21 protein-coding genes and 1 tRNA gene are annotated in these 24,907 nt (G+C 73.6%); 10 read left to right on the top strand and 12 right to left on the bottom strand.

Features of this window, described 5'->3' with window-relative positions; all coding sequences use genetic code 11:
* A partial coding sequence (locus ACF061_RS29650) for a homocysteine S-methyltransferase family protein (protein WP_392270064.1) occupies positions 1-1,079 on the bottom strand: 1,079 nt, incomplete at its 3' end.
* Between the two features lie 306 nt (positions 1,080-1,385).
* On the opposite strand from ACF061_RS29650, the gene ACF061_RS29645 reads away from it, so the two are divergent.
* The 5 genes from ACF061_RS29645 (at position 1,386) to ACF061_RS29625 (ending at position 8,286) form a co-directional block, all read left to right on the top strand.
* Positions 1,386-2,150: an IclR family transcriptional regulator gene (locus tag ACF061_RS29645; protein WP_392270063.1), complete on the top strand. Its 765-nt coding sequence runs from the start codon at positions 1,386-1,388 to the stop codon at positions 2,148-2,150.
* 351 nt (positions 2,151-2,501) lie between these two features.
* Positions 2,502-3,296, top strand: coding sequence for an MIP/aquaporin family protein (locus tag ACF061_RS29640; RefSeq protein WP_392270062.1), 795 nt, complete (start codon positions 2,502-2,504; stop codon positions 3,294-3,296).
* A gap of 95 nt (positions 3,297-3,391) precedes the next feature.
* A complete protein-coding gene (gene glpK / locus ACF061_RS29635; RefSeq protein WP_392270061.1) occupies positions 3,392-4,930 on the top strand; it encodes a glycerol kinase GlpK in 1,539 nt (512 codons plus the stop codon).
* Between the two features lie 9 nt (positions 4,931-4,939).
* Positions 4,940-6,556: an FAD-dependent oxidoreductase gene (locus ACF061_RS29630; RefSeq protein ID WP_392270060.1), complete on the top strand. Its 1,617-nt coding sequence runs from the start codon at positions 4,940-4,942 to the stop codon at positions 6,554-6,556.
* A gap of 692 nt (positions 6,557-7,248) precedes the next feature.
* The gene (locus ACF061_RS29625) at positions 7,249-8,286 is read left to right on the top strand and encodes a PAC2 family protein (protein ID WP_392270059.1); all 1,038 of its coding nucleotides are present in this window, start codon (positions 7,249-7,251) and stop codon (positions 8,284-8,286) included.
* Between the two features lie 101 nt (positions 8,287-8,387).
* Here the strand turns inward: ACF061_RS29625 and mshC are convergent, their stop codons facing one another.
* The 4 genes from mshC to ACF061_RS29605 form a co-directional block, all read right to left on the bottom strand.
* Positions 8,388-9,617 carry a cysteine--1-D-myo-inosityl 2-amino-2-deoxy-alpha-D-glucopyranoside ligase gene (gene mshC, locus ACF061_RS29620; RefSeq protein ID WP_392270058.1) on the bottom strand — a complete coding sequence of 410 codons (1,230 nt, stop codon included), beginning with the start codon at positions 9,615-9,617 and terminating at the stop codon, positions 8,388-8,390.
* 138 nt (positions 9,618-9,755) lie between these two features.
* Positions 9,756-10,586: an SCO1664 family protein gene (locus ACF061_RS29615; protein WP_392270057.1), complete on the bottom strand. Its 831-nt coding sequence runs from the start codon at positions 10,584-10,586 to the stop codon at positions 9,756-9,758.
* Entirely contained in the window at positions 10,550-11,140 is a 591-nt protein-coding gene (locus tag ACF061_RS29610) for a DUF3090 domain-containing protein (protein ID WP_392270056.1), read from the bottom strand. The genes ACF061_RS29615 and ACF061_RS29610 overlap by 37 nt, the downstream gene beginning before the upstream one ends.
* Positions 11,141-11,237: 97 nt before the next feature.
* The gene (locus ACF061_RS29605) at positions 11,238-11,924 is read right to left on the bottom strand and encodes a histidine phosphatase family protein (RefSeq protein WP_392270055.1); all 687 of its coding nucleotides are present in this window, start codon (positions 11,922-11,924) and stop codon (positions 11,238-11,240) included.
* A gap of 61 nt (positions 11,925-11,985) precedes the next feature.
* Between ACF061_RS29605 and corA the strand changes: the two genes are divergently transcribed.
* Positions 11,986-12,987, top strand: coding sequence for a magnesium/cobalt transporter CorA (gene corA / locus ACF061_RS29600; RefSeq protein WP_392270054.1), 1,002 nt, complete (start codon positions 11,986-11,988; stop codon positions 12,985-12,987).
* 166 nt (positions 12,988-13,153) lie between these two features.
* Here the strand turns inward: corA and ACF061_RS29595 are convergent, their stop codons facing one another.
* Positions 13,154-13,942 (bottom strand): ferritin-like domain-containing protein, encoded by a 789-nt coding sequence (locus ACF061_RS29595; RefSeq protein WP_392270053.1) that lies wholly within the window; start codon positions 13,940-13,942, stop codon positions 13,154-13,156.
* A gap of 247 nt (positions 13,943-14,189) precedes the next feature.
* A complete protein-coding gene (locus ACF061_RS29590; protein ID WP_392270052.1) occupies positions 14,190-15,245 on the bottom strand; it encodes an LLM class F420-dependent oxidoreductase in 1,056 nt (351 codons plus the stop codon).
* A 457-nt stretch (positions 15,246-15,702) separates the two neighbouring features.
* Here ACF061_RS29590 and ACF061_RS29585 point away from each other — a divergent pair, with 457 nt between their 5' ends.
* Both ACF061_RS29585 and ACF061_RS29580 read left to right on the top strand, forming a co-directional pair.
* The gene (locus ACF061_RS29585; protein ID WP_392270051.1) at positions 15,703-16,686 is read left to right on the top strand and encodes an aldo/keto reductase; all 984 of its coding nucleotides are present in this window, start codon (positions 15,703-15,705) and stop codon (positions 16,684-16,686) included.
* Positions 16,683-19,187 carry an ATP-binding domain-containing protein gene (locus ACF061_RS29580; RefSeq protein ID WP_392270050.1) on the top strand — a complete coding sequence of 835 codons (2,505 nt, stop codon included), beginning with the start codon at positions 16,683-16,685 and terminating at the stop codon, positions 19,185-19,187. The genes ACF061_RS29585 and ACF061_RS29580 overlap by 4 nt, the downstream gene beginning before the upstream one ends.
* Positions 19,188-19,445: 258 nt before the next feature.
* Here the strand turns inward: ACF061_RS29580 and ACF061_RS29575 are convergent, their stop codons facing one another.
* Positions 19,446-20,150: a hypothetical protein gene (locus tag ACF061_RS29575; RefSeq protein WP_392270049.1), complete on the bottom strand. Its 705-nt coding sequence runs from the start codon at positions 20,148-20,150 to the stop codon at positions 19,446-19,448.
* A gap of 47 nt (positions 20,151-20,197) precedes the next feature.
* On the opposite strand from ACF061_RS29575, the gene ACF061_RS29570 reads away from it, so the two are divergent.
* Entirely contained in the window at positions 20,198-20,386 is a 189-nt protein-coding gene (locus ACF061_RS29570; protein WP_392270048.1) for a DUF5703 family protein, read from the top strand.
* Between the two features lie 92 nt (positions 20,387-20,478).
* Here ACF061_RS29570 and ACF061_RS29565 read toward each other — a convergent pair whose 3' ends face one another.
* From ACF061_RS29565 to ACF061_RS29555, 3 genes are all read right to left on the bottom strand, one after another.
* Positions 20,479-21,321: a chaplin family protein gene (locus ACF061_RS29565; RefSeq protein ID WP_392270047.1), complete on the bottom strand. Its 843-nt coding sequence runs from the start codon at positions 21,319-21,321 to the stop codon at positions 20,479-20,481.
* 190 nt (positions 21,322-21,511) lie between these two features.
* A complete protein-coding gene (gene chpH, locus ACF061_RS29560) occupies positions 21,512-21,745 on the bottom strand; it encodes a chaplin ChpH (protein WP_392270046.1) in 234 nt (77 codons plus the stop codon).
* 164 nt (positions 21,746-21,909) lie between these two features.
* Positions 21,910-23,235 carry a M20/M25/M40 family metallo-hydrolase gene (locus tag ACF061_RS29555; RefSeq protein WP_392270045.1) on the bottom strand — a complete coding sequence of 442 codons (1,326 nt, stop codon included), beginning with the start codon at positions 23,233-23,235 and terminating at the stop codon, positions 21,910-21,912.
* A gap of 234 nt (positions 23,236-23,469) precedes the next feature.
* On the opposite strand from ACF061_RS29555, the gene ACF061_RS29550 reads away from it, so the two are divergent.
* Positions 23,470-23,557: transfer RNA gene (locus ACF061_RS29550), tRNA-Leu, on the top strand.
* A gap of 48 nt (positions 23,558-23,605) precedes the next feature.
* Here ACF061_RS29550 and ACF061_RS29545 read toward each other — a convergent pair.
* Entirely contained in the window at positions 23,606-24,898 is a 1,293-nt protein-coding gene (locus ACF061_RS29545) for a phosphoribosyltransferase family protein (RefSeq protein ID WP_392270044.1), read from the bottom strand.
* Between the last annotated feature and the right edge of the window lie 9 nt (positions 24,899-24,907).

Here is a 24,907-nt window from a genome sequence, read left to right as displayed (position 1 = left end):
TTCGCGTTGGTCCGCTCACCGATCGCCAGATACGACGTGTCCTGCCGGAACGGCACCGTCTGGTACAACGACGCCGCACCCGGCTCCGGACGCGGCTCACGCCCGGCCGGCACCACACCCCGCACCCGCTCCACCACCTGCCGCAGATGCTCCGGCGTCGTACCGCAGCAGCCGCCGACCAGGGACAGACCGTAGTCCCGGACGAAGTTCTCCTGCGCGTCCGCCAGCCCCTCCGGGCCGAGCGGGAAGTGCGCGCCGTCCTTGGTGAGGATGGGCAGGCCCGCGTTCGGCATGCACAGCAACGGGATGCGGGAGTGCCGGGTGAGGTAGCGCAGGTGCTCGCTCATCTCGGCCGGGCCGGTGGAGCAGTTCAGGCCGATCATGTCGATGCCCAGCGGCTCCAGCGCGGTCAGCGCCGCACCGATCTCCGAGCCCAGCAGCATCGTGCCCGTCGTCTCGAACGCCATCGAGCACAGCAGGGGCACGTCCGCGCCGAGGGCCTCCATGGCGCGCCGGGCGCCCAGGACCGACGCCTTGGTCTGCAGCAGGTCCTGGGTGGTCTCCACGATCAGCGCGTCCGCGCCGCCCGCCAGCAGACCCTCGGCGTTGGCCTGGTAGCCGTCGCGGATCGTCGGGTAGCCGATGTGGCCGAGGGTGGGCAGCTTGGTGCCGGGGCCGATCGAGCCCAGCACCCAGCGGGTCCGGCCGTCCCGCGCGGCGTACTCGTCCGCGGTCTCCCGCGCGATGCGCGCGCCGGCCTCGGACAGCTCGTACACCCGGTCCGGTATCTCGTACTCCGCCGTCGCGGTGTGGTTGGCGCCGAAGGTGTTGGTCTCGACGCAGTCCACGCCCGCGTCGAAGTAGGCGGAGTGCACCGAACGCACGATGTCGGGCCGCGTGACGTTCAGGATCTCGTTGCAGCCCTCGAGGTCCTGGAAGTCCTCCAGCGTCGGGTCCTGGGCCTGGAGCATGGTGCCCATCGCCCCGTCGGCGACCACCACACGGGTGGCGAGCGCCTCGCGGAGGGCGGACACGCGGGTCCGGCTGTCGGTGGCGGGGGTCGGCGGCAACGAGGCCATGAAGGGGCTCCCTTGAGGTGCGACGGCTGTCGGCTTTGCGTCTTCCCCCCGGAGTTCCGGCAGCGGTGCGCCGGGCTTCCCGGGGAAGGTGCACGCGGCAAGCGTAGCGGGGGCGGGGCCCTGATGTTCAGGGAGTCCACGACCCGGACGAGGATGACCCCGCGCCATCCCGCACGGAGGGGTGACGCGACAGGTGTCGACCGACCATTGGCGGGGAGTCGGCATGGACCGGTAGTGTTCGACATTGCCGAACGGCGGAAGATGCGGTCGCCGCCGGCGGTCGAAGGGGACGGAGGCAGGACGGCGATGGCACGGAACATCCAGTCGCTCGAACGGGCGGCCGCGATGCTGCGGCTGCTCGCGGGCGGCGAGCGGCGACTCGGCCTGTCGGACATCGCCTCGTCGCTGGGCCTCGCCAAGGGCACCGCCCACGGCATACTGCGCACCCTCCAGCAGGAGGGTTTCGTCGAACAGGACGACGCCTCGGGGCGGTACCAGCTGGGCGCCGAACTGCTTCGCCTGGGCACCACCTACCTCGACGTGCACGAACTGCGGGCGCGTGCCCTGGTGTGGACCGACGACCTGGCCCGCTCCAGCGGGGAGAGCGTCTACCTGGGGGTGCTGCACCAGCAGGGCGTGCTGATCGTGCACCACGTCTTCCGGCCGGACGACAGCCGGCAGGTGCTGGAGATCGGGGCGATGCAGCCGCTGCACTCCACGGCCCTGGGCAAGGTCCTCTCGGCGTACGACCCGGTGGCGCACAGCGAGGCGGTGGAGGCCGAGCGCAAGGCGTTCACGGACCGGACGGTGTGCGGGCTGGAGGATTTCGAGCACCTCCTCGACCTCACCCGCGCACGGGGCTACGCCGCCGACGTCGAGGAGACCTGGGAGGGCGTGGCGTCCATCGCGGCACCCATCCACGACCGGCGGCGGATGCCGGTCGGCGCGGTCGGCATCACCGGCGCCGTGGAGCGGGTGGGCCGCGACGGCGAGCTGCGGCACGAGCTGATCGCGGCGGTCCGGGACTGCGCCCGCGCGGTCTCGCGGGACCTGGGCGCCGGGCGGTTCTGAACGCCGCGCACCCGCTTCCAGGACCCCGCACGACCCGCGCCGCCCGCGCGCGACGAGGCCGGTACGGCAGCCGCCGTACCGGCCTTCGGCGTGTCCGGGCGGCCGCGCCGGGCAGGGATGTCCGTACGGCGATCAGTAACGATCGTGCTTTCGACAACAGAACTCTTGACGCCCGTGTGACGGCGAGGTGAGACTCGCGTCCATCGGTCGGCATTGTCGAACACCTTGCGGCAATAAGCGTTAGAGTGTGACAACGCCAAGGGCCGGCATCGCTCTCACCCCGAGGGCGCCAGACCCCCGGCGGGACCCGGGGTTTCGGCTACCCCTGGACGAAGGACAAAGGAGTCGCGGGTGTCCAGCTCCGACATCTTCATCGGCGAGACCATCGGTACCGCCATACTCATCCTGCTCGGCGGCGGCGTCTGCGCCGCCGTCACCCTGAAGGCCTCCAAGGCCCGTAACGCCGGCTGGCTCGCCATCGCCTTCGGCTGGGGTTTCGCGGTCATGACGGCCGCGTACATCTCGGGCCCGCTCTCCGGCGCCCACCTCAACCCGGCCGTGACGCTCGCCATCGCCATCAAGGACGGCGAGTGGACGAACGTGCCCACCTACCTCGCCGGTCAGCTGCTCGGCGCCATGATCGGAGCGGTGCTCGTCTGGGTCGTCTACTACGGCCAGTTCCAGGCGCACCTGACCGACAGGGAGATCGTCGGCGGCCCCGGCGCCCAGACCACCGGGGCCAAGGCGGTCGAGGCGCAGGAGAAGGGCGCCGGCCCCGTGCTCGGCGTCTTCTCCACCGGTCCGGAGATCCGCAACGTGGTGCAGAACCTCGTCACGGAGATCATCGGCACGTTCGTCCTGATCATCGCGATCCTCACGCAGGGCCTGAACGACAAGGGCAACGGCCTCGGTGTCATCGGCGCCCTGATCACCGGCTTCGTGGTCGTCTCCATCGGCCTCTCGCTCGGCGGCCCCACGGGCTACGCGATCAACCCCGTCCGTGACCTCGGCCCGCGCATCGTGCACGCCCTCCTCCCGCTGCCCAACAAGGGCGGCTCGGACTGGGGCTACGCATGGATCCCGGTGGTCGGCCCGCTGATCGGCGCGGCCATCGCCGCGGGCGTCTACAACGTCGCCTTCGCCTGACGACCGGCGCGTTCGCCGTCCCCGGCGGCGAGCGCCGAGCCGCACCGCGCGCCGTACGCGCAGCCCCCACCGACCACGGACCTCAGGAGCAGACAGTGACCGACGCCCACACCGCCGGACCGTTCATCGCCGCCATCGACCAGGGCACCACCTCCAGCCGCTGCATCGTCTTCGACCGGGACGGCCGGATCGTCTCCGTCGACCAGAAGGAGCACGAGCAGATCTTCCCCAAGCCGGGCTGGGTCGAGCACGACGCCACCGAGATCTGGACCAACGTCCAGGAGGTCGTCGCCGGCGCCGTCGAGAAGGCCGGCATCACCCGTGACGACATCAAGGCCATCGGCATCACCAACCAGCGCGAGACCACCGTGCTGTGGGACAGGAACACCGGTGAGCCCGTCCACAACGCGATCGTCTGGCAGGACACCCGCACCGACGCGCTCTGCCGGGAGCTCGGCCGCAACGTCGGCCAGGACCGCTTCCGCCGCGAGACCGGTCTCCCCCTCGCGTCCTACTTCGCCGGCCCCAAGGCCCGCTGGCTGCTCGACAACGTCGAGGGACTGCGCGAGCGCGCCGAGGCGGGCGACATCCTCTTCGGCACCATGGACACCTGGGTCATCTGGAACCTGACCGGCGGCGTCGACGGCGGCCGGCACGTCACCGACGTCACCAACGCCTCCCGCACCCTCCTGATGAACCTGCACACCATGCAGTGGGACGCCAGGATCGCCGAGTCGATCGGCGTGCCGACGCGGATCCTGCCCGAGATCCGCTCCTCCGCCGAGGTCTACGGCGAGATCAAGGGCGGCCGGCTGGGCGAGCTGCTCGGCGGCATCCCGGTGGCCTCGGCGCTCGGCGACCAGCAGGCGGCCCTGTTCGGCCAGACCTGCTTCTCCGAGGGCGAGACCAAGTCGACGTACGGCACCGGCACCTTCATGGTGATGAACACCGGTGACAAGATCATCAACTCCTACTCGGGCCTGCTGACCACGGTCGGCTACCAGATCGGCGACCAGAAGCCGGTCTACGCCCTGGAGGGCTCGATCGCCGTCACCGGCTCCCTGGTGCAGTGGATGCGCGACCAGATGGGCCTGATCTCCACCGCCGCCGAGATCGAGACGCTCGCGCTCTCGGTCGAGGACAACGGCGGCGCCTACTTCGTGCCGGCCTTCTCCGGCCTGTTCGCCCCGTACTGGCGCTCCGACGCCCGCGGTGTGATCGCCGGCCTGACCCGGTACGTCACCAAGGCGCACCTCGCGCGCGCCGTGCTGGAGGCCACCGCCTGGCAGACCCGGGAGATCGCGGACGCCATGACCAAGGACTCCGGCGTGGAGCTGACCGCCCTCAAGGTCGACGGCGGCATGACCTCCAACAACCTGCTGATGCAGACGCTCTCGGACTTCCTGGACGCCCCCGTGGTGCGCCCGATGGTCGCCGAGACGACCTGCCTCGGCGCCGCCTACGCCGCCGGCCTCGCCGTCGGCTTCTGGGCCTCCACCGACGACCTGCGCCAGAACTGGCGCCGGGCCGCCGAATGGACCCCCCGCATGGACGCGGACACCCGCGCCCGTGAGTACAAGAACTGGCTCAAGGCCGTCGAGCGGACCATGGGCTGGCTCGAGGACGAGGAGTAAGAAACCGCAATGACCAGTCAGCCCACCCTGCAGTCCGTGCCTGCCCTGGGGACGCACTCCGCCTCCGGCTCGAACCCGAGCCGAGCCGAGACCCGGGAGCAGCTGTCCAAGGCGACGTACGACCTCCTCGTGATCGGCGGCGGCATCCTCGGCATCTCCACCGCCTGGCACGCCGCGCAGTCCGGCCTCAGGGTGGCCCTGGTCGACGCCGGCGACTTCGCCGGCGCCACCTCCTCCGCCTCCTCCAAGCTGCTCCACGGCGGCCTGCGCTACCTGCAGACCGGCGCGGTGAAGCTGGTGGCGGAGAACCACTTCGAGCGCCGTGCGGTCTCCCGTCAGGTCGCCCCCCACCTGGCGAACCCGCTCACCTTCTACCTCCCCGTGTACAAGGGCGGGCCGCACGGCGCGGCGAAGCTCGGGGCGGGCGTGTTCGCCTACTCCGCGCTGTCCGCCTTCGGCGACGGCGTGGGCCACCTGCTCAGCCCGGCCAAGGCCGCGCAGGACGTGCCCGAGCTGCGCACCGAGAACCTCAAGGCCGTGGCCGTCTACGGCGACGACCAGATGAACGACGCGCGCATGGCGCTGATGACGGTCCGGGCGGCCGTCGAGGCGGGCGCGACCGTCCTGAACCACGCCGAGGTCACCGGGCTGCGCTTCACCAAGGGCCGGGTGACGGGCGCGGAGCTGCGCGACCGGCTCTCCGGCGACGAATTCGGGGTGAACGCGCGCCTGGTGCTGAACGCCACCGGCCCGTGGGTCGACCACCTGCGCCGGATGGAGGACCCGAACGCGGCGCCGTCCATCCGCCTGTCGAAGGGCGCGCACCTGGTCCTGAAGCGCACCTCCCCGTGGAAGGCCGCGCTGGCCACCCCCATCGACAAGTACCGCATCACCTTCGCCCTCCCCTGGGAGGACATGCTGCTGCTCGGCACCACCGACGAGGAGTACGAGGGCGATCCGGCCGACGTCGCCGTCAACGACAAGGACATCGCCCAGATACTCGACGAGGCGGCGTTCTCCGTCCGCGACCAGCAGCTCGACCGGGACCTGATCACCTATGCCTTCGCGGGCCTGCGGGTGCTGCCGGGCGGCCCCGGCGACACCGCCAAGGCCAAGCGCGAGACGGTGGTGACCGAGGGCAGGGGCGGCATGCTGTCCGTCGCGGGCGGCAAGTGGACCACCTTCCGGCACATCGGCCGTACCGTGATGAAGAAGCTGGAGGCACTGCCCGGCCACCCCCTGGGGGACGACTTCGAGCCGATCTCCGCGCTGCCGAGGAAGCTGCCGCTGCCGGGCATCGCCAACCCGCGCGCGGTCGCCCACCGACTGCTGGTGGACCGCCCGGCGCCCGGACCGCGGATGGCCGCCGACACGGCCCGGCACCTGGCCACCCACTACGGTTCGCTGGCCTTCGACATCGCCCGTCTCGCCAACGAGGACCCGCAGCTGGGCGAGCGGGTCCATCCGGACGCCCCGGAGATCTGGGCCCAGGTCGTCTGGGCCCGGGACAACGAGTGGGCCGAGACGGCGGACGACGTGCTGCGCCGCCGTACCACCCTGACGATCCGCGGCCTGGCCACGGACGAGGTCCGGGCCGGCGTCCAGGAGGTGCTGGACCGGAAGTAGGCCGGACGGCGGCCGGTCCCTCCCCCCGACCGGACCGGCCGCCGCCGGGCGCCGGACCCCGTCGCACCGGGTCCGGCCCCGCGAGAGGGGCGGCCCGGCGGGCCGCCCCTCTCCCCCGTTCCGGGCCCGGTTCCGGGACCGCTGCCGGGGCCGGCCCCTTCGGCGGGTCCGGCCTCACCGGCCGGGTGCGGCGCCGGACGGACGGCGCGGGGAGGTCCGACGGTCCGGACGCGCCGCGAGCCGAGACATCCGATGTTCCGAAGGTACGACAGGACGCTCACCTCACCGCCGCCGGCCTCGCGACCGCGGCCGGCGGTGGGTTCACGCCGTCGGCCTCCAGCGGGACGACGGGGTACGGGAGCTCCTCGCCGTGCGCCGTCTCCTGGGGCCGGCCGGGCCGGCGCTCGCCGCCTCGCGGTCCGGCGGAGGGCGTCCGGACGCGTCGGGGACGCCGCCGGAGGCGTCCGGCGTTGTGGAGCGGTGGTCGCGCCCGGCGCCGTGCCTCCGGCCGAGCCGTCGGAGGTGTGGGGGGTTCGGCGGGCGGGTCGGCCGAGGTGGCCGATCACGGGTGTTCGAGTGGCCCGTACGGGTAGTGATGCGTTCACTCCCCCGTGCAAGGGGGCTGCGAGCGCCCGCGTCGCACGCCGTAAGGTTGGTGGGTCAGGCGAGGGCACGTCGGAAGGAGGCGCTGGGTGATCGAGCTCGAGGGGGTTCCCGAGCTGATCGACCCGGTCATGGTGGCCGCGTTCGAGGGCTGGAACGATGCCGGCGACGCCGCTTCGACCGCGGTCGCGCATCTGGAGAGGGAGTGGAAGGGCGAGGTCTTCGCGGCGTTGGACGCCGAGGACTACTACGACTTCCAGGTGAACCGTCCCACGGTGTTCCTGGACGGCGGTGTGCGCAAGATCACCTGGCCGACGACCAGACTGTCGGTGGTCCGGGTCGGCGGCGAGAAACCGCGCGACCTGGTGCTGGTCCGCGGGATCGAACCGTCGATGCGCTGGCGCTCGTTCTGCAACGAACTGCTGGGCTTCGCGCACGAACTGGGCGTGGAACTGGTGGTCATCCTCGGCGCCCTGCTCGGTGACACCCCGCACACGCGTCCGGTGCCGATCAGCGGGACCACTTCCGACGCGGACCTGGCGCGCCGGATGGACCTGGAGGAGACCAAGTACGAGGGCCCCACGGGCATCGTGGGCGTCCTCCAGGAGGCCTGCACGCACGCCGGCGTGCCGGCGGTCTCGCTGTGGGCCGCTGTCCCGCACTACGTCTCGCAGCCGCCCAACCCCAAGGCCACGCTGGCCCTGTTGAACCGGCTTGAGGACCTGCTGGACCTGCGGGTGCCGCTGGGCGAGCTGCCGGAGGACGCGCGCGCCTGGCAGGTGGGGGTGGACCAGCTCGCCGCCGAGGACAGCGAGGTCGCCGAGTACGTGCAGACGCTGGAGGAGGCCCGGGACACCGCCGAGCTGCCGGAGGCGTCGGGTGAGGCGATCGCCCGCGAGTTCGAGCGGTATCTGCGGCGCCGGGACGGCGGCGGCCCGTCGGCGGGCGGCCACGCGACGGCGGACGGCGGTGACGGGGGCTCGTACCTGCGGGACGGCCCGACCGGCCGCACCCGGCCGCCGAAGCCCCCGAAGCCGGAGGCGGGGCCGGAGCCGGACGACGGGAGCCCGGAGAAGCCGGGCGAACCCGGGAAACCGGGGAGTTCCGGAGAGTCGTCGGAGGACTGATACGGAGTCAGGGGCGGTGCGCGTGGTCCGCGCACCGCCCCTGACTCCGTATCAGCCGTGTGGTCCGGCCCGGCGGCCGGCGTTCCCGCCGGCCGGGCGGCTCAGAGGGCCACGCCGAGCAGCGCGTCGACGGTGCGCGACACCAGGCCGGGAGCGCCCGTCTCCGTGCCGCCCCGCTCCTCCTGGAGCGCGGCCCAGCGGTCGACCGCGGCGAGCGCGGCGGGGGCGTCCAGGTCGTCGGCGAGGGCCTCGCGGATCTCCTCGACCAGCTTGTCGGCGGCCGGGCCGTCGGGCCGGGAGACGGCCGACCGCCAGCGGCCCAGGCGCGCCACGGCGTCCTGGAGCACCTGGTCGGTCCACTCCCAGTCGGAGCGGTAGTGGTGGGCGAGGAGCGCGAGCCGGATGGCCGCCGGGTCGACGCCGTCGCGCCGCAGCCGCGACACGAAGACCAGGTTCCCCTTGGACTTGGACATCTTCTCGCCGTCCAGCGCGACCATGCCGGCGTGGACGTACGCCTTGGCCATCGGGAACTCGCCGGTGAGCGCCTGGGCGTGCGAGGCGCCCATCTCGTGGTGCGGGAAGGCGAGGTCGGAGCCGCCGCCCTGGACGTCGAAGCCCATCCCGAGGTGGTCCAGTGCGATGGCCACGCACTCGATGTGCCAGCCGGGCCGGCCCCGGCCGAGGGAGCCGCCGTCCCAGCTCGGCTCGCCGTCCCGGGCGGCCATCCACAGCATCGGGTCGAGCGGGTTCTTCTTGCCGGGCCGGTCGGGGTCGCCGCCGCGCTCGGCGGACAGCAGCCGCATCGCGGCGGCGTCCAGGTGGGAGACCCCGCCGAAGTGGGGGTCGGACTCGACGGAGAAGTAGACGTCGCCGTCGAGCTCGTACGCGGCGCCGAGGTCCCGCAGCCGCTCCACGAGCGGGACGATGCCGGGTATCGCCTCCACGGCGCCTATGTAGTGCCGCGGGGGCAGCATCCGCAGGGCGGTCATGTCCTCGCGGAACAGGGCCGTCTCCCGCTCGGCCAGCCGGACCCAGTCGACGTCGTCGCGCTGCGCCCGCTCCAGCAGCGGATCGTCGACGTCGGTCACGTTCTGGACGTAGTGGACCTGCCGCTTGGTGTCGAGCCACACGCGCTGCACGAGGTCGAACGCGTTGTAGGTCGCCGCGTGACCCATGTGGGTCGCGTCGTACGGCGTGATGCCGCAGACGTAGATACGGGCGACGGGACCGGGGGCGAGAGTGACCAGTCCCCCGGTAGCGGTGTCGTGGATCCTCAGGTCGCGGCCCTGACCAGGCAGGGCGGGGACCTCGGAAGCGGGCCAGGCATGCATGTCATGAGCGTAACCGGACCGCGGTCACCTCCACGAACCGGACCGGCGGGTTGACCGGTAAGGCGCTCTTGCGGGATTACCGCGAGTGTGCTGGCCCGCCCGCGCGGGTGGTGCCGCCGTATCCGCGCGGGCCTCCTCCTACACCGGTGGCCAGGGGATCGCCGGCCACTGGCCGCTCGGCTCGGGGTGCGTGCCGGCGGCGAGCAGGGCGTCCACCCGCGCGCGCGTGGCGTCGGTCTCGGCCGGGGTGATCAGCCCGGAGAGCCGGGCGGCGAGCGCTCCGCCCTCGCCCAGGGCGTCCTTCAGGCCCTTGAGGACGCCCACCGCCTCCTGGGGCAGCGGGTCGCCCGCCCAGCCCCACAGGAGCGTGCGCAGCTTGTCGTCGACGTTGAAGGTGACGCCGTGGTCGATGCCGTACAGCCGTCCGTCCGCGGTGGGCAGCAGGTGGCCGCCCTTGCGGTCGGCGTTGTTGATCACCGCGTCGAGCACGGCCAGCCGGCGCAGCCGCTCGTCGTCGGCGTGCACGAGCAGCGCGGTGCGGTCCTCGTCGACCTCGGCGAAGCCGATCGCCTTCCAGCCGGGCTCCGGCTCCTCGGCGTCGAGCAGCGCCAGCAGCTCGGCTTCCGGGTCCGCCTCGATCCACAACTGGACCATGCCCTCGCCGTAAGGGCCGTCGCGCAGCACGGTGGGCGGCACCAGGCCCCAGCCGGTCGCCTCGGAGACCTCGTAGGCGGCCACCTCGCGCCCGGCGAGGGTGCCGTCGGGGAAATCCCACAGGGGGCGTTCGCCGGCGACCGGCTTGTAGACGCAGGACGCCTCCAGGCCGTCGCAGGCGACCGTGCAGAACAGCGCCGCGTTGGAGGCCTCGCGGATGCGTCCGCGGACGGTGAGCTCGCCGCGGGCGAGCAGCTCGGCCGAGCCGGCCTCGGGCGTCACGCCCCGCGGCGGTATCCGTTCTGGCGCGGACATACGTGTCCTTCCGGGTCGAGCGGGAGGCTGCACAGCGGGCACGGCGGCCGCCCGGCGTTGACGACGTCGAGAGCGCGTTTGGCGAAGGCCCTGGCCTGCGTTCCGGTGAGCCGGACCCGCAGCATCGGGGGGCCGTTCTCCTCGTCCTGCAGCAACCGCTCCTCGGCCTCGGCGAGATCCTCCTCGGTCTCGGCGTCGAGCTCCACGAGGGCCTGCGCCTCGACGATCATGCGCTGCTCCTCGCCGTCCCAGGCGAGCGCCATGGTGCCGACCCGGAACTCCTCCTCGACGGGGGTGTCCAGCGGGCCGGTGTCGGTGATCTCGGCGGGGGCCACGGCGGGCACGGCAGCGTTGCCGCCGCTGCGCCGCACGACCTCGTCGAGCAGTTCGTCCATGCGCTCGGCGAGCGCGGCGACCTGCGTCTTCTCCAGGGCCACGCTGGTCACCCGGGGGCCGGCGGTGGCCTGGAGGAAGAACGTACGGCGCCCGGGCAGTCCGACCGTGCCGGCCACGAAGCGGTCCGGGGGGTCGTAGAGGAACACCTGACGGGACACGTCCTGTCTCCATGGGAATCGGGAAAACGACGAAATGGCTGCGGGGCGCTGGACCGGGAGGCCGACGGCGACCGCTTCACCCTACTGCGGCCGACGATCACGGTGCGCCCGCGCCGCCCCCGACCGGTGCGTCGCCGTCCGCGGGCTCCTCGCGCGGCGCCAGCGAGGCGAAGTCGCCGGTGTCGCCCAGCCGCACGAGGAAGGGCCGCAGCCGGGTGTACCGGATCGCGGTGACGGAACAGGGTTCGACGGAGATCCGCTGGAAGAGATCGAGGTGAAGTCCGAGCGCGTCCGCGACCAGGGACTTGATGATGTCGCCGTGCGAGCACATCAGGTAGACCGCGTCGGCCCCGTGGTCGCGCTCCACGCGCGCGTTCCACTCGCGCACCGCCTCGGCGGCGCGGGTATGCATCGCCCGCATCGACTCGCCGCCGGGGAACGCCGCCGCCGTGGGGTGCGCCTGCACCACCTCCATCAGCGGCTCGTCCTTGAGTTCGGCGAGCTTGCGGCCGGACCAGTCGCCGTAGTGGCACTCCCCGATCCGCTCGTCGGTGTGCGCGCTCAGCCCGGGCCGGGCGGCCAGGAGCGGCTGTACGGTCTCCTGGCAGCGCTGCAGCGGACTGGTGACGAGCTCGGCGATCGGCAGTCCGGCGAGGCGGCCCGGCAGTGCCGCGGCCTGTGCGGCGCCGCGCTCGTCGAGGGCGACGCCGGGCGTCCAGCCGGCGAGCAGCCCCTCGGTGTTGGCGGTGGAACGTCCGTGCCTGACGAGGATCAACGTGGGCATGCGGCCAGAGTAGGCGTACAGGTGGCTCCGGCGTCGGCCGGGTGAAGGGAGAACACGCTCCGTGATCGTGGACTGTGGCATCTACCGCGACGGGCACCGCACGGAGGGGCCCGAGGACTTCTCCGACGCCCTGGCCGCGGCGCGGGCGGCCGGAGGCTTCGTGTGGGTGGGCCTGCACGAACCGAGCGAGAAGGAGTTCGGCCTGGTCAGCCAGGAGTTCGCACTGCACCCGCTGGCGGTGGAGGACGCCCTGAAGGCCCACCAGCGGCCCAAGCTGGAGGTCTACGACGACTCGCTGTTCGCCGTCCTGAAGCCGGTGCTGTACGAGCCGCACAGCGACGCCGTCTCGACCGGCGAGATCATGATCTTCCTGGGCGACTCCTTCGTGGTGACGGTCCGGCACGGCGAGAGCGACGGGCTGGCCGCCGTACGGCGCCGGCTGGAGCGGGAGCCGGAGATGCTCGGCAAGGGCCCGACCTCCGTGCTGTACGCGATCGCCGACGCCGTCGTCGACCACTACCTGGATGTGGCGAGCGAGCTCCAGACCGACCTGGAGGAGCTGGAGGCGGAGGTCTTCTCGCCGGACCGGGGCGGTTCGCGGAACACCGCCTCCCGGATCTACAACTTCAAGCGGCAGATCACCGAGTTCCGGCGCGCCACCGGCCCGCTGGCCCTGCCGATGTCCCGTCTGGGCGGCACCGGTCAGAGCGCCTTCGCCACGGCCGTCCCCTTCGTGGACGACGCCGCGCGGCCCTTCTTCCGGGACGTCAGCGACCACCTCACCCGCGTCAACGAGTCCGTGGAGAGCCTGGACCGGCTGGTCTCGGACATCCTGTCGGCGCACCTCGCCCAGACCGGCGTCCAGCAGAACGACGACATGCGCAAGATCTCCGCGTGGGCGGCCATGGCCGCGATACCGACGATGATCGCGGGGATCTACGGCATGAACTTCGAGCACATGCCGGAACTGCACTGGGTGTGGGCGTACCCGGCGGTGATCGCGTTGATGGCCGTGCTGGAGGTGCTGCTGTTCCGGTTGCTCAAGCGGCGCGGATGGCTGTAGGCCAGGTCCGCACCGCCGGGCCCGCGGGCCGGGCGCCGCGCCCCGGTCCTGCCCGTGGGAGGAGCCCGGGCACCGCCGGAGACGCCCCGGCCCGGACCGCCCACGTCGACGCAACCCGCCTCGCCGCCGAGCCGGACCCGCCTCGCGAGCGCGTGCGCGCCGGGGCTCAGACGAACTCGGGGGCCGGTACGGCGGGGCCGCCGAGCGCGTCACGCCGCTCGGGCATCTCCAGGGTCGTCATCCGGCGCCAGCCGGCCAGCCGCTCGTAGGCGTGGACGGCGTGGATGCCGGCCGCGAGGAGCGCCGAGCGCGCCCGTGACCAGCCGAGGACGCGGCCCATGCGGGCCATGACGGCGAGGCTGACGTCCCGGTGCACCCGGATCTCCGCGAGCGCGCAGGCGCGCAGCGTGCGCTGGATGGTGCGGCCGTGTCCCGCGGCGGCCAGGCGCAGCAGTTCCTCGTGGCAGTAGGCGAGGTGCCGGTCCTCGTCGGCCGCGATCATCCGCACGGCCCTGCCCAGGTCGGGGTGGTCGCCGAAGTGCCGGCGCAGCAGGCGCATCTGCTCGGCGGCGCGCTGTTCGGTGACCCGGCTGTGCGCGAGGTAGACGATGATGTCCCGCACGGTGAGCGGTTCGTCGGACCGGAGCCTGTCGTGGGCGAGCCCGACGCCGCGCCGCTCCAGGAGCATGGTGTAGTCGGTCGCCGGGGGCACCGGGACCGGTTCCAGGCCGCGTCTGCGCAGCAGCGCGAGGAAGATCCGCCCGTGCTTGTCCTCGTCCGCCCCGTGGCGGGCGATCCTGGGGGCCAGGGCGCGTTCGCCGGCCGGCGCGAGTGCGGCGATCCGCCCGTTCTCCCAGCCGCCCTGGGCCTCTCCGCCGGCCGCGATCGAGCAGAACAGCCGGAAGGACTCGTCGTGGTCGAGGATCTCCTGGAACAGGCTCCTGGGTGAGAGCATCGTGGGCCACCTCCCGGCCGGACCGCGAACCGTCGCGGAGGACGAGTCAAGTGCGGGCGCGGGGGTGCCGCAACAGGCGCGGGGGCGGACTGCGCCGAACGGAGCAGCGGTTGACGGCCCTACGGGCGTAACCGCCCCGTGCGGGGGGCGTTGTCCTCCGTGACGGCCGTGGCGGGGAGGACCCCCGAGCCCCCACCACGGCCGCGGAAGGCCCGCGACGAGCCCGCCGGGCGCGGGCGGACGCGCGTCAGGCCAGTCCGGCGCGCTCCAGGGCCTCGGTGCCGGCGCGGAGCGCGGCGATCCGCTCGTCCAGCGTGAAGCCCGCCGGGGCGAGGGTCAGTGTGGTGACACCGGCCGCCGCGTAGGCCTTCATCCGGTCCGCGATCCGGTCGACGGAACCGAGCAGCGTCGTCCGGTCGATGAGCTCGTGCGGCACCGCGGCCGCGGCGCCCTGCTTGTCCCCGGACAGGTACTTGTCCTGGATCTCGGCGGCCTCCCGCTCGTAGCCCATGCGGCGGGCGAGCCGGTTGTAGAAGTTCTGCTCGCGGCTGCCCATGCCGCCGACGTAGAGCGCGGTGTAGGGACGGAAGGTGTCGGCGAGGGCGGCCACGTCCCCGTCGTCGCCGAGGGCGAGCGGCAGGGTCGGGCAGACGTCGAAGCCGTCCATGGTCAGGCCCGCCTTCTCCCGGCCGGCCCGCAGGTGCTTGAGGGCGGTCTCCTCCAGGTGTTCGGCGGAGGGGAAGATGAGCAGCGCGCCGTCGGCGATCTCGCCGGTCTGCTCCAGGTTCTTCGGGCCGATGGCGGCGATGTAGAGCGGGATGTGCTCGCGCTGCGGGTGCACGGTCAGCTTGAGCGGCTTGCCGGGGCCGCCGGGCAGCGGCAGCGTCCAGTGCTCGCCGTCGTACGCCAGTCGCTCGCGGGTCATGGCCCTGCGGACGATCTCGACGTACTCGCGGGTACGGGCCAGCGGCTTGTCGAACTTGACGCCGTACCAGCCCTCGGAGACCTGCGGCCCGGAGACGCCGAGACCGAGGCGGAACCGGCCGCCGGACAGCGAGTCCAGGGTGGCGGCGGTCATCGCCGTCATCGCGGGCTGCCGGGCCGGGATCTGGAAGATGGCGGAGCCCACGTCGATGCGCTCGGTCTTCGCGGCGACCCAGGCGAGCACGGTGGCCGCGTCCGAGCCGTAGGCCTCCGCCGCCCAGCACACGGCGTAGCCGAGCCGGTCCGCCTCCTGCGCGACGGCCAGGTTGTCCCCGTCCATCCCGGCGCCCCAGTAGCCGAGGTTGATCCCGAGCCGCATGCCACATCCCCTTACCGATGAGTAACGTCCCTGTGCCAGAGACCCTAGCGCGGGGCGGTGGCATGCGGCAGGTGGCGGCCGGTGTGACGACCGCCTCCCGAGGCGGCGCCGGGGCCCGGCGGGGGCGACGGGGGCCGGCCGCGGACGGGTGAGCGGGGGCGCGGGGCAGGCCGCGACGGCGGACGGTTCACCGCGCGGGGCGGGTCACGGCCCCTCCCACGGACGGGTGAGGCGCGGGCCGGGCCACGAAAACCGCCACGGCCGTGGCAGGGGCCGGGCCACGAGCGCTGCCACGGGCGGGCGGTGCACGGGCCGGGTCGCGGGACCTGCCACGGGCAGGTCGGGGCGCCTGCCCCGGGACGGTGGCGGCCGGGTCGCGCGGGACGGCTCCACCGGCCGGAATCGGGTTTTCCACAGGTAACCCGCGTCTCACCCGTGGCCAGTAATCTCGGCGTTCATGGAGCAGAGGCATCTCGGCCGTACGGGCCTGCGCGTGTCCCGCATCGGCCTCGGCACCCTCACCTGGGGCCGGGACACCGACGAGCACGACGCCGCGGGCATGCTGAAGGCGTTCTGGGAGGCGGGCGGCACCCTCGTCGACACGGCCGACGTGTACGGCGACGGAGAGGCCGAGTACCTGCTCGGGCGGCTCATGGAAGGCCTCGTGCCCCGCCGTGACCTCATCGTCTCGACCAAGGCGGGCGGCGTCCCGGACCCGGACCGCCGCTCCGACGCCTCCCGCGGACATCTGCTGGCGGCCCTGGACGCCTCGCTCGCCCGCCTCGGCACGGACTACGTCGACGTGTGGCACGTCCACGCCTACGACGCCTGCACGCCGCTGGAGGAGACCCTGCACGCCCTGGACCTGGCCGTGAGCAGCGGCCGGGTGCGCTACGCCGGGGTCGCCAACTTCTGCGGCTGGCAGCTGGCCAAGGCCGCGACCTGGCAGCTCGCGGCGCCGGGCGTCCGCACTCGGCTGGCCAGCACGCAGATGGAGTACTCCCTGTTGCAGCGGGGCGTCGAGCGGGAGGTGCTGCCGGCCGCGCTCGACCTGGGCATCGGCATGCTGCCCTCCTCCCCGCTGGGCCGCGGCGTGCTGACCGGCAAGTACCGCAACGGGCTGCCGCCGGACTCGCGGGGCGCCTCGGAGCATCTGGCGCCGTTCGTCGAGCCGTACCTCGACGACAGCTCGAGTCGCATCGTGGACGCGGTGACGACGGCGGCGGACGGGCTCGCGGTGACCCCGCTCCAGGTCGCCCTGGCCTGGGTCCGGGACCGGCCCGGCGTGGCCGCCCCGATCGTCGGCGCGCGCAGCGTACAGCAGCTCACGGCGGCGTTGTCAGTGGAGGCGCTTAGTCTTCCTGACGAGATCTGCCGGGCGCTCGACGACGTGTCGGCGCCCGTGCACCGCTATCCCGATCACGACTGGAGCACGCTGTGAGCACGGAGCCGGAGACCACGGAGAAAGCCGGGCCGGGGACCCCGGACACCGGGGCGGAGGTCGGCACACCGGCCCACGGCGCGGCGACGGAGGGCGGCGCCCCGGAAGGCGGTGCTCCGGGCACCGACCCGGCGCCGGACGACTCGCCCCGGGACACCGGACCGGCGTCCGAGGCGAACGACGCCGACGACCGCGACAGCGGGTCGGAGGCCAGGGACACCGGCAGCGGCGACGGCGGGGAGGACGACGCCGACGACCGCGACAGCGGGACAGAGGCCGGGGACACCGCCGAGGGCGAGGACGCCGAGAGGGTGGACGCCGACGCGGACGGAGCCGCCGGGAGGTCCGAGGCCGAGGCCGAGCTCGCGGCGCAGCGGGTCGAGCGGGAGCGGATCGAGCGGCGCAAGGCCGAGCGGAAGGGACCGGTCGAGAGCGGGGGCAAGCTCAGCGGGAAGGCGGCCGACCTGCTCGCGGCGGTGCGGGCGGTGGAGAGCGGCGAGAAGCCCACGGCCTTCGCCGCGCCCGGGCCCGAGCCGGTACGACGCGTGCCCGCCCCCGAGCCCGTCCGGCGACCGGGCCCCGTGTCGGCCGGGGCGGCCGCCCCGCCCGCGGCCCCCGCACCGGAGACCGTCCAGGCCGTGCGCCGGGTGCTGACCGAGGGCGGTGCGCCGGACTCGCTCGCGCTGCCGGTCGTGGCGGCCCTCGGCGAGGGAGCGGCCGACCGGCTGCGCGCCGACCCGTGGCGGCTGCTGCACGTCACCGGCGTGCGGCCGGAGCAGGCCGACGGCTTCGCGCGGGCCCTGCTCGGCACGGAGTGCGGGCCCGGCGACGAGCGGCGCGGCCGGGCCGTCACCGGCTGGCTGCTGGAACAGGCGGCGCTCGCCGGGCACACCTGTCTGGAGGCTCCGGCGCTCACCGCCGCCCTGGCCCAGCGCGGGCTCCCCGACCCGGACGCGGCCCTGCAGAGCGCGCTCGCGGAGGGCGAGGCCCTGGTGTTCCAGGACGCTCTGGAGGAGCCGGGAGCGCCGGCCGCCCAGGACGGGGACGAGGACGAGGAGGAGGCCCGCCCCGTAAGGGTCCTCGTCGGACTGGAGCGGTACGCGCTCGCCGAGGAGAGCCTGGCCGACGGGCTCGCCCGATTGATCAACTCCGCGCCGCGGCAGGACGGCCCGGCCGAGGGCTGGGAGGAGGCCGCCGCCTCCGCCCGGGGCTCCGCCGCCGAGCTGGTCCGCGCGGTCGCGGCCCACGGTCTGGTGCTGCACACGGGCGGGGAGGCGGCCCGCGTCGAACCGGCGCGGCTGCTGGCCGTGGTACGCGCGCTCGGACTGCGCGCCTGGGCCGTCGCCCACAGCCCGCTCGGCCGGGACGCCTTCGTGGCGCTGCTCCGGGAGCGGTCCCAGCGTTCCGGGCGGACGCACGGACCCTCCGACGGGCCTTCCGACGGGCCTTCCGACGGGCCGGTCGACGAGCGTGGACCGGCCGGGGGCCCCGTCCCCGCCGACGGGCAGGCGGCCGCCGTCGCCACCGTGGCCGGGCTGCTGTCCGGGGCCGAGGGACCGGGGCGGGACGCGGACGGCGCGCTCGATCTGGACGTCCTCGTCGTGCTCGACGCCCCCCAGTTGGACGTGGAGACGGCCGCCCTGCTCGTGGAGTCCCTGCCCGACGGGGCCCGGCTGGTGCTGGCCGGGGATCCGGCGGTGCTGTGGTCGGCGGGGCCGGGCCGGGTCTTCGCGGACCTGCTGGCGGCGCGGGTGTGCCCGCACGTCGCCTCCCGGGTGCCGGACCCCGGGCCGCTGGGCGAGCTGGTCTCCGGCGTCGGCGTCGGCGAGCTGAGCGAGGTCGCGGCGCCCGGCAAGGAGGTCGTGATCGTCCCGGTGCGGGACGCCGGTGAGGCGGTGCACCGGACCGTGCAGCTCGTCGCGGACTCGGTACCCCGGGCGATCGGCGTCCCGGCCGGCGAGACCGTGGTGATCACACCCGGACACGGCGGCGCGGCGGGCACCCGGGTGCTCAACGCGGCGCTCAAGGAACGGCTCAATCCGGGTCCCGGCCGCTTCGGCGGCTTCGACCCGGGCGACCGGATCGCCTACTCCCCCGCCCCCGGCCGTACGCTGCCCGGCCATGTGGTGACGGCCGACGCCGAGGGCCTGCGGCTGTCGTGCTCCGGCAGCACCATGGTCGTACCGAGGGAGCGGGTGGACGCCAGTGTGCGGCACGGATGGGCGCTGACCGCGCACCAGGCCGTGGGCGGCCGGTGGCCTGCGGTGGTCGTGGTGCTGCCCGGGGACGCGGCGCAGGCGCTCAGCCGGCCGTGGGTCTACACGGCGTTCAGCCGGGCGAGCCGCCATCTGTCCGTGGTGCACGGCGTGGAGCAGGCGCTGCCCCGGGCCGTGGCCGAGGTGCCGGCCAGGCCGCGCACGACCCGGCTGCCCGTCCTGCTGGGCGCACAGGCCGCGCAGTCACAGCCCCGGTCCCCGTCGCAGCCGGGCACGGGGGACTGAGCCGGGCACGGCGAGGGCGGTGGCCACGGAGATCCACTCCGCGTCCACCGCCCCGCCCACCCGCGTCCGCGTACGCGTCCCCACGCGTGCCGCTCGTCGCGCCGTCACGGCCCGCGGGTGCGCCGCCCAGGAGGACCTGTCGTCACCTGCCCGTCGTCGCCGCGAAGGGCGGCCCCGCGGCGTCCGGCGCGTGCTGCTGGGGTTCCCCCGCTCGACGAGCTCGGGGGAGCGTGCCGGACGTCGCGGGGCGGACGGGAATCAGCGGTCCGTCAACGGCTCGAGGTCCTCGTCGTCCTCGTCGAGGCCGGTGTCGAAGTCGTCGACGTCCTCGTCGATGTCCTCGTCGTCATCGGCGTCCTCGTCCTCGTCGAAGACCGCGCTGACGTCGAAGCGGCAGACCACCTGCTGCGGATCGACGTGCTCGAACGGCGCCTCCAGCCACTCACCGGGGTCGGTGGGCTCGTCCGAGGCCGTGACCCAGAGGGTGGAGTCGCCCTCCTCCAGACCGAACTCCTTGTGCCGGGAGGCGATCTCGTCCGGCTCGAACTCGCCGAAGAGGGTGCCGAGCGCCCCGTGCACGGTGCCGGGACCGCCCACGCCGATGCCGGCTTCGGCGTCCGCGGCCTCCACCCGCTGGGCCTGGGCCAGCAGTCTCTGCGGTTCGGCCACCGCGTAGTCGCGGCGGATCAGCACGCTGATCGCGTTCGGCTCCTCGGGGCCCGTGTACGGCGGCAGCGTGTCGTCACCGGGGATCTCGAAGGGCGTGACCTCGTCATAGCGGTCGTAGAGCAGTTCGTCGTACGCCTCTGCGGCCGCGGCCAGCTGGTTGAACGCCTCGTAGACGGCCGGGTCGTCCTCCCCCGACCTGCGTTCGACCGCCGCCAGGTGGCGGTCGAGCGCGGTCTTGACCGCCTCGGCGGCGGCGCGTACCTCGGCAGCGGTGGGCTGCGCAGCATCAGACATAGTGCAGACGCTATCCGTACCGGGCCCCAGCCCGCACAATAGATGCGATGCCGGAATACGAATTCGTCGACGTGTACGTGCCTCGCGGGGTCTCCCGCAAGGAGACCACGCGTCTGCTGACCGACCACGCCGAGTACGGACACTGGGAGTTGTACCGTCTGAGCCTGCTGCGCGACGGCAGCCGCAGAGTGCGGTTGCGCCGGCGGATCATCCGCCAGGCGCGCGCCACGTGGTGAGCTGAGAAGGCCGGAACCACAGCGGGCCCCGCAGGCACGGGACCCGCTTTGTCATGTTCGCGACCTCGAGGTCACGGTGGTGACCGGAGTGGTCAGACCGAGGCCCGGGCCCGGCGGTACAGCACCGCGCCCGCCAGCAGCGCCCCCGCGCCGGCCGGCAGGACGAGCCCCATCGGCAGTTCGCTCCCGGTGTGGGCGAGCTGGGCCCCGCCGACGGTCCGCGCGCCCGGGTGGTTGACGTGCACGGCCGCGCCGGGCGTCCTGCCGCCCGAGGCGGGCGGAGTGGCCGGCGTACCCGGGTGACCGGGGGTGCCGGGGTGACCAGGGGTGCCGGGGTGACCCGGCGTACCGGGGTTGCCCGGAGTGCCCGGGTGATCCGGCGTACCGGGGTTGCCGGGTGTCCCCGGGTTGCCCGGTGTCCCGGGCGGGTTGCCGTGGCCGCCCGGCGGTGTGTGGTGGCCGCCGGAACCGCCGCCGTCGGCACAGCGGTTGCCGAGCACCGCGTTGCCGGCGCCCACCACGTCGACGCTGTTGCCGCACACGTTCACGGGTACGTCGACCGGCGCCTGGACGAGGTTGCCGGAGCCGACGCCCGGCGAGTGGCTCGTGTGTCCACCGGCGTGCGCGCCGCCGCCCGAGCCGGCGTGGCCGTGCCCCCCGGAGCCGCCGTGCCCCCCGGACGAGTCACCGCCGCCCTGGTTGGCGCACCTGTTGCCGGCCGCCGGGTTGAGCAGCCCGACGACGTCGACGGTGTTGCCGCAGACGTTCACCGGCACGTGCACCGGCACCTGCACCGTGTTGCCGGACAGCACGCCCGGCGAGCCGGACGCGAAGCCGGACGCGCCGGAGTCGGCGTGTGCGGCACCGCTCGCGGCGGCGATCACGCCGGTGGCCGCGGCCACGGTCATCAGGCCCTTGCGGGTGACCTGTCGCATGTACTGAATCCCTGCTCTCGACCTTCTGGAACCTTCCGGAACGCGCGGTCGCGAACACGGCGGGATGGAGCCGTCGCGACCGCGCGGAAAACCGGTCGGCCCCGGAGCGCGTGGCGCGCGCTCCGGGGCCGACGGGTTCAGACCCCCACGGAGTCGATGGAGTCGGCCCCGCTCCGGGCGGGGCGCGACGTCACTTGTTGACGCAGTAGTTGCCGAAGGCGGGGTTCAGCAGCCCGATCACCGAGATCGTGTTGCCGCAGACGTTCACCGGCACGTGCACGGGCACCTGCACGACGTTGCCGGAAGCGACACCCGGGGAGTGCACGGCGGCACCCTGGGCGCCGGAGTCGGCGACGGCCATGCCGGCGCCCGCGAGAACCAGTCCACCGGTGGCAACCGCGGCAGCGACGACCTTCTTGATCATTATTCCTCCTCGTTGGCAAAAGCGATCTCGTCGTACTGATCGCAATACCTGTAACGAGGCTGGGCCATTGGAGCTACGAGCTTATGGTCGCATTCACCCTTCTCGGTCACTCTCCGTACGCGCGGCCGATTGTTCGGGTCGGTCGGGCTCTCGTCCCGGCGCCCTCAGGAGGCGTCGATGAAACGGTCGAGCACGCGAACGCCGAACTTCAGGCCGTCCACCGGCACCCGCTCGTCCACGCCGTGGAACATGCCCGCGAAGTCCAGCTCCGGCGGGAGCTTGAGCGGGGCGAAGCCGAACCCCCGGATGCCCAGGTCGTCGAAGGACTTGGCGTCGGTGCCGCCGGAGAGCATGTACGGGATGGCCTTGGCGGCCGGGTCCTCGGCCAGCAGCGAGGACTGCATGGCGGCCACCAGGGACCCGTCGAAGGTGGTCTCCACGGCCTTGTCGGAGTGCACGTCCTCGCGCTTCACCCGGGGTCCGAGGATCCGGTCCAGGTCGGCCAGGAACTCCTCCTCGAAGCCGGGCAGGAAACGCCCGTCCACGTGCGCGGTTGCCTCGCCCGGGATGACGTTGACCTTGTAACCGGCGCCGAGCTGCGTGGGATTGGCGGTGTTGCTCAGGGTCGCGCCGATCAGCTTGGCGATGCCGCCGAGCTTGGCGAGGGTGCCCTCCATGTTCTCCGGGTCGAGCTCGGTGCCCAGCGCGTCGCCCAGTTCGTCGAGGAAGGCCCGGGTGGTCCGGGTCACCCGCACCGGGAAACGGTGCCGCCCGAGGCGCGCGACGGCCTCCGACAGCTCGGTGATGGCGTTGTCCCGGTGGATCATCGAGCCGTGCCCGGCCGTGCCGGCCACCGTCAGCTTCATCCAGTGCATGCCCTTCTCGGCCGTCTGGATGAGATAGAGCCGCCGCCGCTCGCTGACCGTGAAGGAGAAGCCGCCGACCTCGCTGATCGCCTCGGTGACGCCCTCGAACAGGTCGGGGTGGTTGTCGACCAGGTGCCGGGCGCCGTACGTGCCGCCCGCCTCCTCGTCGGCGAGGAAGGCGAGCACGATGTCCCGCGGGGGCCTGCGTCCGCTGCGCAGCCGGTCGCGCACGACCGCCAGCGTCATCGCGTCCATGTCCTTCATGTCGACCGCGCCGCGCCCCCACACGCACCCGTCCGCGACCTCGCCGGAGAAGGGGTGGTGGGTCCAGTCGACGGCGTTGGCCGGTACGACGTCGGTGTGGCCGTGGATCAGCAGCGCGGGCCGCGACGGGTCCTCGCCCTCGATGCGGGCCACGGTGGAGGCGCGGCCCGGGTGCGACTCGAAGATCTTCGGCTCCAGCCCCACCTCGGCGAGCTTCTCGGCGACGTACTCGGCGGCCTTGCGCTCGCCCGGGCCCGAGTGGTCGCCGTAGTTGCTGGTGTCGATCTGGATCAGCTCGCTGCAGAGGTCCACGACCTCGTCCTCGCCGGTGACGCCCCTGGCGGTGCCCGTCTCGCTCACGCTGCTTCCTCCCGCTGTGTGCTGGTGGTCCACCCCGTGTGCCGGTGGTCCGCTCATCCTCCCCCGCACCCCGCTCCCGCCCCAAGAGAGCCCCCGGCCCGTGACACCGCGTTCACACCGGCCCCGGCCGTCCCGGCCCCGGCACGGCGGCCCCGGGGGGTGATCGGGCAGGCTCGAAAGCCTGGTAATGTTTCCTTCGTCGCCGCGAGGGAAACCCCGCACGACAGACACCTTGTCCGGGTGGCGGAATGGCAGACGCGCTAGCTTGAGGTGCTAGTGCCCTTTATCGGGCGTGGGGGTTCAAGTCCCCCCTCGGACACCACAGGGAAGAGCGGCACCGACCAGTGGTCGGTGCCGCTCTCGTGCGTCGTCACACATGTGCCGCCGCCATGTGGTCCGTGAACCAGTCGCGGGCCAGGTCGGTCACCGTCTCCAGGGCCCCCGGCTCCTCGAAGAGGTGGGTGGCGCCGGGGACGACGGTGAGCCGGTTCTCGCAGGTCATCCTGGTCTGGGCGCGGCGGTTGAGATCCAGCACCGTGTGGTCGGCGCCGCCGACGAGGAGCAGGGTGGGCGCGGTCACGGCCGGCAGCGCCTCTTCGGCGAGGTCGGGCCGGCCGCCGCGGGAGACGACGGCGGCGACGCGCGCGTCCGGTTCGGCGGCGGCCCGCAGGGCAGCCGCGGCCCCGGTGCTGGCGCCGAAGTAGCCGACGGCGAGCCCCTCGGCCTCGGGCAGGGCGCGCAGCCTGCTCGTGGTGGCGGCCAGCCGCGCGGCCAGCAGAGGGGTGTCGAACACGTTGCTCCGGTCGTCCGCCTCCTCCTCGGTGAGCAGGTCGAACAGCAGGGTGCCGAGGCCGGCCCGGTTGAGCCCGGCGGCGACGAACCGGTTGCGCGGGCTGTGCCGCCCGCTGCCGCTGCCGTGCGCGAACAGGACGACGCCGGACGCCTCCGCCGGTACGGTCAGCCGGCCGGTCAACCGCACCGCGCCGACGATCAGTTCCACTTCCCGGTCCACGGCTCCGCGGCCGCCCACGGACCGCGTCCGCCGCAGACAGGCGACCACGTCCTCGTCGTCGAGCTGGGTGAAGTCGTCGTAGAACTGGCCGACCGCGAAGAAGCCCGGCGGGGTGTCCAGACTGATCAGTTCGTCGGCCTCCCCCGCCAGGCGGGCGGTCCAGTCCGGTGGCGCGACGGGCACCGCCAGCACGGTCCGCGCCGCGCCCCTGGCGCGTACCGTCCGACAGGCGGCGCGCGCGGTCGATCCGGTGGCCACCCCGTCGTCGACCACCACGACGGTCCGCCCCGCGACGGCGAGCGGCGGGCGGTCGCCCCGGTAGCGGACGGCGCGCCGCAGCAGCTCGCGGCGCTCGCGTTCCTCGACGCGCGCCAGTGCTCGCGCCGGCACCCGCGCCCCGCGCACGACCACGTCGTCGATCACCCGCACGCCGTCCTCGCCGATCGCCCCCATGGCCAGCTCGGGCTGGGTGGGCACGCCCAGTTTCCGTACCAGGCAGAGGTCGAGGGGGGCGTGCAGCGCCGCCGCGACCTCCGCGGCGACCGGCACTCCGCCGCGGGGCAGCCCGAGGACCACCACGTCCTGGCCGGCGAGGTGCGCCAGCCGGGCGCCGAGCCGCCTGCCCGCTTCCGGACGGTCCGTGAAGAGCACGGTGCGCCG

The organism is Streptomyces sp. NPDC015220, from assembly GCF_043079345.1.
Lineage (GTDB): Bacteria > Actinomycetota > Actinomycetes > Streptomycetales > Streptomycetaceae > Streptomyces.
Note: the sequence above shows the minus strand (reverse complement) of the source record. Positions and strands in the feature narration are given on the sequence as shown.